Source organism: Enterocloster bolteae, assembly GCF_002234575.2.
GTDB lineage: Bacteria > Bacillota > Clostridia > Lachnospirales > Lachnospiraceae > Enterocloster > Enterocloster bolteae.
In genome coordinates this window covers 3,515,806-3,529,294 of the sequence record NZ_CP022464.2, presented here as the reverse complement: position 1 = coordinate 3,529,294, position 13,489 = coordinate 3,515,806, and the positions used below count along the sequence as shown (strand labels likewise).

Sequence of the window (13,489 nt, the reverse complement as noted above, 5' to 3'; positions counted from 1 at the left end):
TATTTAATAAAACCCCAAGACCGGGCCCCGCTGAACATCAGCGAAGCCCGGTCTTTTGCTGTGCTCTGTCCTGATTTGCTTTACAATTACCTGTTTTCGTGTTACATTTGCTACTGAAAACGGATAGGGTGTAAGGAATTATTAAAGGAAGATTAAAGAAAAACAGAAGAACAAATCGCGTTCTCTGTGCTATACTGAACAAAATCAGTACAGTCTGTCCATACGGGCTGTTATCTGGATTGGAGCGCTTTTACGCCCTGGAAAGGAGGCTGGATTTGGCAGAGGAACAACTGGCCGTGTCGTCGGTCCCTACAGCAAAAGAAAACAGGCCCGTGGTCATACGGGTAAAGAATTTATATAAGATATACCGGGTAGGCGATATCAAGGTCCGGGCCCTGGACGGGCTGGATTTTGATATATATAAGGGAGAATTCGTTGCCATTGTAGGAGCCTCCGGTTCCGGCAAATCCACCCTTCTCAACATGCTGGCCGGGTTGGAGAAGCCTACCAAGGGAGAGATTGAGATTGGCAGAGTTCATATAGAGAAGATGACGGAGCGCCAGCTGGTTAGCTTCCGCCGCGAAAAGGTGGGATTCATCTTCCAGGCATACAACCTGTTAAACACCATGAATGCTCTGGAGAATGTAGCCCTGCCCCTTTCCTTTCGGGGTGTTTCCAGGAGGCAGAGGCTTAAGGAAGCCAGGAAATACATGGACCTGGTAGGCGTGGGAGGACAGGCCAGGCATATGCCCAACCAGATGTCCGGCGGACAGCAGCAGCGTGTGGGAATAGCCAGGGCCCTGGTGGTTAATCCTCAGATTATATTTGCCGATGAGCCCACGGGAAACCTGGATTCCAAGACCACCATGGAGGTGCTGCGCCTGATGCAGAAGATTGTCAGGGAGCAGGACCAGACTCTGGTCATGGTTACCCATGACAACAATCTGGCCTCCTATGCGGACCGGAGAATCCGAATCATGGACGGCAGGATTGTGGGAATCGAGACAGGCGGCAGGGAAGCATTATATGAGGGGAATGCAGAGGAAAAGGAGTGCAATGAGAATGAGAGCAAATAAATGGTGCAGGGGCCTGACGGCGTTCCTGGCAGCCTCAATGCTGGCCGGGATGTATCCTTCCAGCGCAGCGGCCAGCGATTATAAACTGGGCTACAACACCAATGCCAGTGAAAATGATTATGTTTTTACTACAAAATCACCCAAAGGGACCATAGGAAAATCCATGTCCATTCCCTTCCGTATCAGGGCCACGGATGAGGATATGGAGAACCTGCGCATCAGTCTCCTGGAAACCAATGAGTTCCAGCAGATAGAGGAGCGGGGAAACGGGGATTACTCCGTTGACTACTATCCCTTTGAAATTATGGAGACCACCTTTGTGGCCAAGAACGTGGGAACCATCAAGAAGGGCAATGTAAAGAGCGTGTCCCTGTCAGCCAGGGTGCGGCGCGATGCCCTTCAGGGATACTACAGCATCCCTGTACTGCTTGAATGGGACGGCGGTTCTGACACAGACTATATTAATGTATGGATTTCCACCTCATCCACATCAGGAGCAGACGAGGAGGAGGATAAAAAGGAAGGCAATTACTTTGTGGTGGGAGAGAACCAGCCCACCCCCCGGGGTGTTTATCCCAATGTCATGGACTACACCGTGAACTTCCGCAATAAGAGGGAGACCACGGCCCAGGATGTGACGGTCAGCATGCAGCTCTCAGAGGACGATGCCAAGTTCCCCTTTGAAATCAACGACGGCAACTATGACCGCACCTTTGAGCGCGTGCAGCCGGGAGAAACCGTGTCCGCTCCCTACAGCATGGCAATCCGCAAGGATTCCTATACAGGTTATTATCCAATCAAATACACCATCACCTTCCGCTTAAGCTCTGAGGGGGATCTGCACACGGAGGAGGGAACTTTTTACGTACATATCACGTCCAAGGATAAAGAGGACGACCTGGGGGATTTTAACGCCAACGACAGGACCAGGGCCAGATTGATTGTGGAGAGCTACCACACGGTTCCGGAGGAAATCTACGCAGGGGACGAGTTTGAGCTGATTCTTAACATGAAGAATGCATCCACCTCGGTTGCTGCCAGCAACATTCTCTTTAACCTGGAGTCGGAGAAGGTATCGGACAGCGCCGTGTTTACCACGGAGTCAGGCACCTCCTCCCTGGTGGTGGACAATATGGCTCCCGGACAGACCACCGAGGTCAGGGCCAGGTTTACAGCCAGGGCAGGAGTGGACCAGCGCTCCTACGCCATCACGGTGAAGGAGAAGTACGACAGCCCTGAATTCAAGAACGCAGAGGAAAGCATTGTAGTGGACATCCCTGTAAAGCAGTATGCCCGGTTAAGCACCAGCACCATTGACGTTATGCCGGACAGCTTAACCGTGGGATCTGAGTCCAATGTCATGTTCGGCATCAACAACACGGGAAAGGTCATCCTTTACAACGTGACCGTGACCTTTGAGGCGGACTCCATCAAGACCACGGACGCCTATGTGGGAAACATCAAGCCGGGTGAAACAGGCAACGTGGATACCATGCTGACAGGTGTGGCTCCCACCCTGGACGAGGGAACGGTACGCATCCGCATTGATTACGAGGATGAAAACGGTGTTCCCGCAGAACCCGTGGAAAAGGAACTGACCCTCATGGTTATGGAGGAGATGGAACAGAACTGGGATGATATGGGAGCGGCCATGGACGCAGGCAGCATGGAGGCGGAGGCAGCCCCATCCTTCTGGGGCAAATACAAGTTCCTGGTGATTGCCGGTGCGGCGGCAGCCGCCGGTATTGCAGCTGCGGTTGTCATCCGAATCAGGAAGAAACGCAAGGCAGCAAGGGAAGAGGATGTGGACGATGAGATTTCCTGATCTCGTAATCATGAGCATTAACAACTTAAGACGCAGGAAGCTGAGAACGGTTCTGACTGTGCTGGGAGTTATCATCGGCACAGCGTCCATTGTGGTCATGGTGTCCCTGGGAATCGGACTGGACCAGATGTTTATGGAACAGATTTCCTCCTGGGGAAGCCTGACCACCATCAACGTGTATTCCGGTTCCTCCTATGGGAACGCGGTGATGATTGGTGGGGGCGGGAGCAGCAAATCCTCGGATCCCACCTACATCACAGACGATGTCATAGAACAGTTTGGCCGCCTGCCCCATGTGTCCGGGGTATCCCCTGTCCTGGAAATCAATGTGGTTATGCGCCAGGGAGCCTACGAGGCCCAGTATCTGTCCCTTATGGGCGTAAGCCAGTCGTTTCTGGAGCAGATTCCCCTGGGGGAAGGCAGGCTGCCGGAGCCGGGAGAGATGGGCATGGTGGTGGGCAACACGGTCCAGCAGAATTTTTATAATTCCAAGACAGGCCGGGGATACTGGGACACGGGCGAGCTGCCGGAAGTGGACTTTATGAATAAGCCCCTCTTTGTCATTTTTGATGTGGACGCTTATTTCCAGACCAGAAATGGTTCCGTCAGTTCGTCAGAGGACGGACAGACTCCTGTGAAACCGCCGAAAAAGTACATGATGAATGCAACCGGCATGGTGGAAGGCGGTCCGGATGACTGGAATTCCTATTCCTATAACGTGTATACAGACATCGACGGACTGAAAGCCCAGCTGCGCAAGGTGTTTAAAAAGGGAGCCGTGATACCGGGACAGCCCACCAACAAAAAAGGAAAGCCCCTTAACTATCTGACCTATAACAGGGCACAGATATTTGTGGACGATATGGAATATGTCCCGGAGGTTCAAAAGCAGATAGCGGACATGGGATTCCAGGTCAGCAGCCAGGCAGACTGGATGGAGAGCACGAAACAGCAGTCCAGCATGATACAGGCTGTTCTCGGCGGCATCGGAGCGGTTTCGCTGTTCGTGGCAGCCATCGGCATTGCCAACACCATGATGATGTCCATTTATGAGAGGACAAAGGAAATCGGCGTTATGAAGGTGCTGGGCTGTGATATGGGAAATATCCGCAACATGTTCCTCATTGAATCCGGCTTTATCGGCTTCATGGGAGGCATTGTGGGAATTTTGCTCAGTTACGGTATCTCGGTGGTTATCAACCGGTTTGTTAACCTGGAGGAAATGAACGGACTGACAGGCAACCTGTCCAGAATACCGCCCTGGCTTTCCGTGGCAGCCGTGGTCTTTGCCATCTTTGTGGGTATGGCAGCCGGATTTATGCCGGCTATGCGTGCCATGAAGCTGAGTCCCCTGGCAGCCATCCGGAATGAATAGGGGAAACAGGAGGTGCGAAAGACTGGTTTCTTCTACTTCCTTGATTAGTAAAACTTCTAAAAAAGGGTTGCAATATTAGAAAAAAAGATATATATTAATGGTAGGGCGTGTGACTGGCGGATAGTGGAGCAACCACAGGGAGCACGCAGTACCATGAACTATTTTGAGCCGACCGCCTGGGCACGCATGTTTTTTTGCGTGTCCGGGAGCCGGCTCTTTTAAGTTTCAGAAACCTATTAAGCCGAATGGAGGAATCAGTATGAATCAGATGTCACTGGAACAGGAGCTGAAAAGCAATGCTTATCCCGGACGGGGAATCGTCATCGGGCGTTCAGAAGACGGAACAAAGGCAGTAACCGCCTATTTTATCATGGGCAGAAGCGCCAACAGCCGCAACCGCGTGTTTGCGGAGGATGGGGAAGGAATCCGCACCCAGGCATTTGACCCTGCCAAGCTGGAGGACCCAAGCCTGATTATCTATGCCCCTGTGCGGGTTCTTGGAAACAAGACCATTGTGACCAACGGGGACCAGACCGACACCATCTACGACGGAATGGACCACCAGATGACCTTTGAGCAGTCCTTGCGATGCAGGGAATTCGAGCCGGATGCGCCTAATTACACACCGCGGATCTCCGGCATCATGCACATTGAAAACGGCAATTATAATTATGCCATGTCCATTTTAAAGAGCGACAATGGAAATCCGGATTCCTGCCTGCGTTTTACCTATGCGTACCAGTCGCCGGCAGCGGGTGAGGGACGTTTTATCCACACCTACATGCATGACGGCAATCCTCTGCCCAGCTTTGAGGGAGAGCCTAAGAAGGTGGGGATAAGCGGGGACATTGACGCCTTTACGGATTTGGTCTGGAACAGCCTTAACGAGGATAACAAGGTGTCCCTGTTCGTGCGTTTTATTGATATTGCCGCCGGCACATATGAGACGAGAATCGTAAATAAAAATAAATAAGGAGAGAGGTATGATTATGAAAGAACTGGCACTTAAATACGGCTGCAACCCAAACCAGAAGCCTTCCAGAATCTTCATGGAAGGGGACAGGGAGCTTCCCATCACAGTACTGAGCGGCAGACCGGGCTACATCAATTTCATGGACGCGTTAAACGGCTGGCAGCTGGTAAAAGAGCTGAGGGCAGCCACAGGGCTTCCGGCCGCCGCATCTTTCAAGCATGTTTCACCTGCCGGGGCGGCAGTGGGCCTGCCTCTTGACGAGACATTGAGGAAGATTTACTGGGTGGATGATATGGGTGAACTCTCACCGTTAGCCAGCGCATATGCAAGGGCAAGGGGAGCAGACCGCATGTCCTCCTTCGGGGACTTTATTTCTCTGTCTGATGTGTGCGACGCGGACACGGCCAGAATCATAAAACGCGAGGTGTCTGACGGCGTTATCGCTCCGGGATATGAGCCGGAAGCCCTGGAAATCCTAAAGTCCAAGAAAAACGGTAATTACAATGTCATCCAGATTGATCCAGACTATGAGCCTGAGGCCCTGGAGCGCAAGCAGGTATTCGGCATCACCTTTGAGCAGGGACATAACAACCTGGAGATCAACAGGGACCTTTTGGAGGATATTGTCACGGAGAACAGGGAGCTTCCGGATTCTGCCAAGATTGACCTGATGATTTCCCTCATCACCCTGAAATACACACAGTCCAACTCCGTATGCTATGTAAAAGGCGGACAGGCCATCGGCATCGGCGCGGGACAGCAGTCCAGGGTGCACTGTACGCGTCTGGCAGGCAGCAAGGCGGACAACTGGTATCTGCGCCAGGCTCCCCAGGTAATGAACCTTCCTTTTGTGGACAGCATCAAGAGGGCAGACAGGGACAATGCCATTGATGTGTATATGGGAGATGATTACATGGATGTGCTGGCTGACGGAAGATGGGAAAAGACCTTCAAGGTAAAGCCTCCTGTATTCACCGCTGAGGAAAAAAGGGCCTGGCTGGACACCATGACAGACGTGGCCCTGGGATCCGACGCCTTCTTCCCCTTTGGGGACAATATTGACAGGGCCAGCAAGAGCGGCGTGAAATACGTGGCGCAGCCCGGCGGTTCTGTCCGCGATGACCAGGTTATCGAGACATGCAACCAGTATGGAATGGTGATGGCATTTACGGGAATCCGTCTCTTCCACCACTAATGGATTTATCATGTGAAAAGACTGCGCCTGGGGCAAATCCTGTAAAAGGGAAAGCCCCGGGCGCTTTTTTTCGCTGATTTGCAGTATTTTGTCAGTGCTTTTCTCCGCGGTCCGTTCATATGTGCTTTGCGTTTCAGATTTGCGTTTCCTCTATATTTCCGGTTGCCCTTATGGCAGACCAAGGGTATAATGGTACATAAATTGCCATTGGGAGGAAAAAAGGTATCATGATTACAGATTTGACGGCGGAGCATCCGAAAAAGACACTGTGGCGGTTTGCGCTGCCCATGTTTATAAGCGTCATGTTCCAGCAGTTTTACAATATCGCGGACAGTAGCATCGCGGGCCGGTTTGCAGGTGAGGATGCGCTGGCAGCCGTTGGGGCCTCCTATCCCATCACGGTGATATTCATGGCCTTTGCGGTGGGAAGCAACCTGGGGGCTTCCGTGGTGGTGTCCAGGCTCTTTGGGGCAAAGGACATAGGCAGGATGAAGACCGCTGTCTACACGGCGTTCATTGCCTGCGGCGCCATGAGCCTGATTCTGACCGTGCTGGGATATGCCTTCTGCGGGGATATGATGCGTTTAATCCATACCCCGGACAACATATTCGCGGACGGGGAGCTGTACCTTAAAATCTATGTCTACGGGCTGACCTTCCTGTTTCTCTACAATGTATGTACAGGCATATTCACGGCCCTGGGGGATTCCAGGACACCCCTGTATTTTCTCATCGGTTCGTCCCTGGGAAATATCGCGCTGGATTACTGGTTCGTGGCCTGGCTGGGACTGGGAGTGGCGGGAGTGGCATGGGCTACTTTTATTGCCCAGGGGGTTTCCGCCATCCTGGCTCTGGGGACTCTGGCCAGACGTCTGGGCGCCCTTAAAACCGACCGGAGGACCGTGCTGTTCAGCGCTGTTTTGCTGGGGCAGATAGCAGCCATCGCAGTGCCCAGCATCATGCAGCAGAGCGTGCTGTCAGTGGGAAATATGTTTGTCCAGGAAATCGTGAACCGGTACGGCTCCGCTGTCATAGCAGGCTATTCCGGGGCCGTCAAGCTTAATACCTTTGCCATCAACGCATTCATGTCACTGGGAGGCTGTCTGTCCAGCTATACGGCCCAGAACCTGGGAGCGGGAAAGAGAGAGAGGATCCCCCTGGGCTTTAAGACCGGCGTCAGGCTGTCCTTTTATGCCACGATCCCGTTCTTCCTGCTGTATTTTGTGTTCAGCCGCCAGATGATGGGACTGTTCCTGGGGGCGGGAAGCACCCGGGCCATAGAGTCCGGCATGGAGTTTCTGCGCATCGTAAGTCCCATGTATTTTATGATTTCCATTAAGCTCATGACAGATGGCATTATCCGGGGCTCCGGAGCCATGACCTATTTTGTGCTGGCCACTGTGCCGGATTTGATTCTGCGCATTATCGTGGCAAATATCCTTACAGGGCGTTTCGGAAGCACGGGTATCTGGATGGCCTGGCCCTTTGGATGGATTGCGGCGACTCTGCTGACCGTGATATTTTACAGGAGGATTGTCTCAGGGAAATTCCGTATACGTATATGACGGGAAAGTGCTGAGGATTCGTTGGAGGTAATACCAGGAGGTATCCATGGGGTATAGACTGATCATAAGTGTAAGCATTCTCTCTCTTTTGCTGACTGCCTGTTTTGGGGCGGCTGACGGAGCGGACGCAGCAGCCGGAGCGGACGCAGCAGCCGGACAGCCGGTGAAAGAGCAGCCGGAATTGTCTGTGCCCCCACTGACAGACAGCGGCTTGTCAATGCTGGTTGAAGATAATACATGTTTCCCCGGGCTGCCGGGGGATTTAGAGCCGGCAGATGATTGTTACGGTTTTCCGGTGGAATTAGTCAGCGATTTGAAATACAGAATGAACCAGGAGGATGCGGATGCCTGTATAGAATATCTGGATGGACTGAACCAACAGGATTTTCGGATTGCAAACCATGAATTCCTGTCTCTGTTAGACATGACGGATGAAATGACAAATGAAATGGCTATAACTGATTTCAACGAAAATGAGGCGGAATATTCATGTTACCGCTGTGATACGGACGGCGACGGGACCGATGAGCTGATAGCCTTTGAAAAAGACGGAAGGGGAACCATATCCTATGTCCATATGATGGTTGAGGGAGAGAATGGGTATGTTTTTTTCAACAGCCAGTATATGGACGATGTCCGGTTTTTTACGTTATTCCAATATGAGTCTGCCTTTTATTATGGGGCAAGCTGCTTTGATGATTCCACAGGAACCGTCAATTTGCAGATATACATGCTTGACCGGACTATCTTTCATCTGGCCAACATTACAGACAGCATATGCTTCAACCGGACCTTCCGTATTTCCGAACCACACCTTCTGTACCGCAATGAGCAGCATCCTGATACCCATATTGTTCAGGATTATCTCGATGATGTCATATATGACGTTATCTATGCAAACAGGGCGAAAAATACATTTTATGGGGATGAATGGGAGTATCGGAACGATGAGCGGCCTTTTTTGTATGATGATACGGCTTATTGGGAGGATGCGGAGGATGCCGATGCTATAAACTGGAGCCATATGTATATCATGGATATAAACAATGACGGCAAAGATGAGATATTTACAAAAACACCTCCGGGATACAGGCAGCCGTTTGAACACAGTATCAAATGGTACGATAAGGATTTTAAGCAGTGTCCGGCCGCAGTGGAGGCATGGAGGGACAATCATTACAGGCTGGTTGATATGTGGTTTAAACATTTGAATGGAAAGGCGGCGGCTTTTACACTGTACCAGGAGATTCAGTCCGGGCAGAGGTATCTGGTGGACGCCAGAATACAGGAGGATGGCCAAACCACGATTTTAATGGATTACATGGCTGTATTGGAGCCGGATGATATCCGGGTGACAGAGTTTGGTGTGGGCACGGATGTCTCCATATATAAACCGCTTACATACCAGGATCCGGCCAGGGACAGCGCATTTCCCTATAACCTGCCGGATGTGGCAGAAGTGTTTTTGTTAAAAGTACAGGGTTCTTCTGCTGCCATTCAAAATAATTGTGCGGACATACCCGATGATTTCACGGAAATTCTGGCCGGTTTACTGGCGGACAAGGCTTTGGATCGTCTGGAGCGCGGGCTGGGAATGGAAATGTACCAGACAGACCAGGGGGATTTTGAACGTAAATATGGAACATACCTGAGTCAGGCCAGGCGTACGCTTAACGGCGGCACCCAGTATGTCTGCCAGATTTCCCTTGGCCGTACGGATTACTTTCTCCTGCTGCAGTACAGCGTCACAGGAAAAATAGGAGATCTGCATATTTACCGCGGGACTGCGGGCGGTCTGGCTTATGTAAGCACCTATCAGCCTGAGTATCTGGGCGGAAAAATAATCTGTCATTCCGGCGGACTGTATATTGTGGAGCGGCCGTTTCCGGGGGGTGAGCGTCCCCGTTATCTGGACAATATAATGATACACCGCCTGATACCGGAAGGCGGACAAGATGCCGTTATTGAGGCGGTGCCTGAATCATTTATGTGGCAGAAAATATATGATAACCGCGCTGCTTACGCAGGGGATGTCACCGGTTATCTGGAAGAAATAAAAACAGATTTGGCGGACCTGTCATACCGTTCAAACGATGAAGATGTCTATACGGGTGATGAAGATCCGGAGATTGAGCTGAATCAGTTTTTAAGGCTTGGCTCAGTTGTTTCACCTTATGAAACCTTTTATAAAATTGATTTTAATAATGACCGGAAGGACGAGTATATTTCAAAAGAAAAGAGTTACAACCATATATATGCAGGCATATACCAGTTTACCGGCAGGGGCATCATAGGACTGGAATATGATGAAACGGCGGAGGAGGCCTGGGGCCACCCGGTCCAGATCTGGTTTAAAGAAATACAGGGAAAGGTATTCACATTCCGGCTGTTTTACCATGAGGATTCCTATTACGTACTAAATGTTTCCCTGATAGAAGGAACCCGCATTACGCAGGTCCAGACCCATATAATTGTTCCAAAGGTCAATTATATCATGAATGAATATTAAGGATAAGAGCGTTGGGGCAGGGAGAGGATTTTTCCCTCCGGCTGGGAAGCGGGCTGGAAAAATGTGAAGGTTCTGTGAAATGTCTGTGAAATGTCATTCATGGAAGCATTTGACTCTTGAATCATTAAATCCTTTATGTTAGGATAAGTTTATTAAATTTTATTAACAAAATTCTAACAAAAAGGCGACAATGGTGACAAAAGAAAATAAGATAAAGATTATAAAATATATATGGTATACAGTGGGAACCGTGTGTCTGCTAATGGCCCCAGTGGCGTCATACTTTATGTTTGAGTATGTCACGGGGAATCTGGACACGGTTCCTTATTATATGGCTGCTTTGAACATAGGCTGGATTTATGTGCTGTATCTGGCTTTGTTTGCTGTCACGGGGAGGACCAGAATCGCTGTGCCCGCTGCTTCCTGCATCCTATATGTCATTTCCCTGGCGGAGACCTTTGTGGTGGCCTTCCGCGGACGACCCATCATGCTGTGGGATGTGATGGCATTCAGGACAGCCATGACCGTATCCGGCAACTATGAATTTTTCATTACCCGTCAGATGAAAGCAGCCTTTGTCCTGCTTCTGCTTATGAACGTGTTCCTGTGGTTCATACCGCGCCGGGTTAAAGGTTGGAAGCTCCATCTGGCAGTGGGAGGCGGCATAACTGCTTCCATAGCGGCCTATGGGGCATGGTTCTTTGCCGTTCTGGTCCCTTCCTGGGGGCTGGGCATCAATATGTGGGCCATCAACGGGACATACCAGGAATACGGCTATGTGCTGTCCACCGCTGTCTCCCTGCAGTATGTGGTAAAGAAGCCGCCTCAGGGGTACAGTAACGCCAGGCTAAAGGAGATATATAGCCGCCTGGAGGAGAATATATATGCGGAAGCAGGAAATGGTCAGGCTTATCCGGAAAAAAGCCGGGCCTATCCGGAGAACCCGGAGAACCCGGAGAACCCGCTGGAGGACGGGCAGCCTGTAACGCCGGTCAATTTAATATGTATTATGAACGAGAGCCTGGCAGAGCTTAAGACGGCAGGTGATTTTACCACCAATACAGAATATTTCCCCTTTATGGACAGCCTTGAGGAAAACACGGTCAGGGGCAGCCTTTGCGTGCCTGTGTTCGGTTCCATGACAAGCAATACAGAGTTTGAGTTTCTCACCGGGGACTCCATGGCCCTGCTGCCTGCCAATTCCATTGCCTACCAGTTCAATGTAAAGCCGGGGACCTATTCCATGGTCAGCACCTTAAAGGACCAGGGGTATTACAGCGTGGCAATGCACCCTTATCCCGGAGAAAACTGGAACCGGGTGGAGTGCTATCAGAATATGGGATTTGACGCGTTCCTGGACCAGGAATTTTACGAGGGCAGTGAAGAGCTGCGCAACTATGTAAGCGATGAGGCGGATTACCAGAAGCTGATCCAGGTGGTGGAGGCCAAGGAAAATCCTGAGGATAAGCTGTTTATCTTCAATGTAACCATGCAGAACCACGGCGGATATGAGGGGACCTACGACAATTTTGAACAGGAGGTATGGCTTACCGGCGAATATGAGGGAAAATATCCAAAGACGGACCAGTACCTGTCCCTCATGAAGCGTTCGGATCAGGCTTTCCAGTATCTGGTGGAGTATTTCAGCCTGACAGACCAGCCCACCATGATTGTCATGTTCGGGGATCACCAGCCCAGCGTGGAGGATGAATTTTACGATGACATAGCCGGCATGCCCAGTTCTGAAGTTCCGGCGCAGGAACATCTCATGTGGTACGAGACCCCATTTATTATATGGACGAATTACAGCATGCCCTCCGGGAATATGGGGCGTCTCGGCGCTGTCTACCTGTCCTCTGAGGTCCTGTGGAGGGCCAATCTTGAGATGGCACCCTATAACCGGTTCCTGCTTGCCATGAGGGAGGAACTTCCGGTGGTCCACCCTCTGGGCTGCTATGACAGGGAGGGAACCTATTACTACTGGGCCAAGGCAGAGTCGGAGCGCTGCCCCTATCAGGACACGGTACTGGATTATGAGGCACTTGTGTACAACCACAGCCTGGACCGGAAGAAGGTTAAGGAGCTGTTTGTCATAGATTCGGAAAATAGTATAAGCCAATAAAAACTTGTAAAAGCACTTGGCAAGCTGCCCCCGCATAGAATAAGATTAAGAATATGCAGGGTGGCTTTCTTTGAAGACTTTTCCAAAACCATTATCAGCAGGAGAGGAAAAAGAGTATCTGGAACGCTGCAAAGAGGGCGACCAGTCTGCCAGAGATATGCTGATTGAGCATAATATGCGTCTGGTGGCCCATGTGGTAAAAAAGTATCAGGGCTCTGATTACGACATGGAGGACCTGCTGTCCGTGGGAACCATAGGCCTTATTAAGGCAGTGAATACATTTAACGTAGATAAAGGCTCACGACTGGCCACCTATGCAGCCAGATGCGTGGAAAATGAGATACTGATGCTTCTGCGAGCCAGCAGGAAGTATTCCAAGGAAGTGTCCCTTTTTGAGCCCATCGGAGTAGACAAGGACGGGGAAACCGTCAGTCTGGTGGATGTGATAGAGATGGACAATAAAGAGACGCTGGATACCATGATTTTAAAACAGGACGTAAAAGAGCTTTATGAAGCCTTTGAGTCCTGTCTGACAGAGACAGAGAAGACGGTTCTGGGGATGCGATACGGGCTGTACCGCGGGAAGGAGCATACCCAGCGGGAGATTGCCGGCAAGCTGGGCATCTCCCGTTCTTATGTGAGCCGGATTGAGAAAAAGGCAATTGAGAAGATACGGACAGAGTTTGCAAAACACGGTTAAGGGGTGTCATTCAAAAAATATTGTAAAAAGATAGAAGAATTGTGCATTGTTTTATGACAGCTTTCCCTTTATACTAGTCATAACAGGCGGAACGGTCAGACAGCTTAACCTGTTCCGCCTTTTTGCAGCAATCAATTGTTCGTAAGGAG

9 protein-coding genes and 1 riboswitch are annotated in these 13,489 nt (G+C 50.7%); all 9 genes read left to right on the top strand.

Going from position 1 to position 13,489, the window contains the following annotated elements:
• The first annotated feature begins 275 nt into the window (after positions 1 to 275).
• On the top strand, positions 276 to 1,076 hold the full coding sequence (locus tag CGC65_RS16630; protein ID WP_002564506.1) for an ABC transporter ATP-binding protein: 801 nt from the start codon (positions 276 to 278) through the stop codon (positions 1,074 to 1,076).
• On the top strand, positions 1,063 to 2,901 hold the full coding sequence (locus CGC65_RS16625) for a COG1361 S-layer family protein (protein ID WP_002564505.1): 1,839 nt from the start codon (positions 1,063 to 1,065) through the stop codon (positions 2,899 to 2,901). Before CGC65_RS16630 ends, CGC65_RS16625 begins: the two co-directional genes overlap by 14 nt.
• Complete coding sequence (locus CGC65_RS16620; RefSeq protein ID WP_002564504.1) at positions 2,888 to 4,276, top strand: ABC transporter permease; 1,389 nt, start codon at positions 2,888 to 2,890, stop codon at positions 4,274 to 4,276. Before CGC65_RS16625 ends, CGC65_RS16620 begins: the two co-directional genes overlap by 14 nt.
• Positions 4,277 to 4,375: 99 nt before the next feature.
• A riboswitch (ZMP/ZTP riboswitch) is annotated at positions 4,376 to 4,465 on the top strand.
• A 70-nt stretch (positions 4,466 to 4,535) separates the two neighbouring features.
• Positions 4,536 to 5,249, top strand: a complete 714-nt coding sequence (locus tag CGC65_RS16615) for an IMP cyclohydrolase (protein ID WP_002564503.1) — start codon at positions 4,536 to 4,538, stop codon at positions 5,247 to 5,249.
• A 16-nt stretch (positions 5,250 to 5,265) separates the two neighbouring features.
• Positions 5,266 to 6,444, top strand: a complete 1,179-nt coding sequence (locus tag CGC65_RS16610) for a phosphoribosylaminoimidazolecarboxamide formyltransferase (RefSeq protein ID WP_024726355.1) — start codon at positions 5,266 to 5,268, stop codon at positions 6,442 to 6,444.
• Positions 6,445 to 6,671: 227 nt separating this feature from the next.
• The gene (locus CGC65_RS16605) at positions 6,672 to 8,009 is read left to right on the top strand and encodes an MATE family efflux transporter (protein WP_002564501.1); all 1,338 of its coding nucleotides are present in this window, start codon (positions 6,672 to 6,674) and stop codon (positions 8,007 to 8,009) included.
• A 46-nt stretch (positions 8,010 to 8,055) separates the two neighbouring features.
• The gene (locus CGC65_RS16600; RefSeq protein WP_002564500.1) at positions 8,056 to 10,518 is read left to right on the top strand and encodes a hypothetical protein; all 2,463 of its coding nucleotides are present in this window, start codon (positions 8,056 to 8,058) and stop codon (positions 10,516 to 10,518) included.
• 190 nt (positions 10,519 to 10,708) lie between these two features.
• A complete protein-coding gene (locus tag CGC65_RS16595) occupies positions 10,709 to 12,640 on the top strand; it encodes an LTA synthase family protein (protein WP_002564499.1) in 1,932 nt (643 codons plus the stop codon).
• A gap of 70 nt (positions 12,641 to 12,710) precedes the next feature.
• Complete coding sequence (sigK, locus tag CGC65_RS16590) at positions 12,711 to 13,340, top strand: RNA polymerase sporulation sigma factor SigK (RefSeq protein WP_002564498.1); 630 nt, start codon at positions 12,711 to 12,713, stop codon at positions 13,338 to 13,340.
• The last annotated feature ends 149 nt before the right edge of the window (positions 13,341 to 13,489 follow it).

Coding starts and splice junctions, on each gene's coding strand:
- CGC65_RS16600 (WP_002564500.1), top strand. CDS start 8,056: ATGGGGTATAGACTGATCATAAGTGTAAGCATTCTCTCTCTTTTGCTG.
- CGC65_RS16610 (WP_024726355.1), top strand. CDS start 5,266: ATGAAAGAACTGGCACTTAAATACGGCTGCAACCCAAACCAGAAGCCT.
- CGC65_RS16595 (WP_002564499.1), top strand. CDS start 10,709: ATGGTGACAAAAGAAAATAAGATAAAGATTATAAAATATATATGGTAT.
- CGC65_RS16625 (WP_002564505.1), top strand. CDS start 1,063: ATGAGAGCAAATAAATGGTGCAGGGGCCTGACGGCGTTCCTGGCAGCC.
- CGC65_RS16620 (WP_002564504.1), top strand. CDS start 2,888: ATGAGATTTCCTGATCTCGTAATCATGAGCATTAACAACTTAAGACGC.
- CGC65_RS16615 (WP_002564503.1), top strand. CDS start 4,536: ATGAATCAGATGTCACTGGAACAGGAGCTGAAAAGCAATGCTTATCCC.
- CGC65_RS16605 (WP_002564501.1), top strand. CDS start 6,672: ATGATTACAGATTTGACGGCGGAGCATCCGAAAAAGACACTGTGGCGG.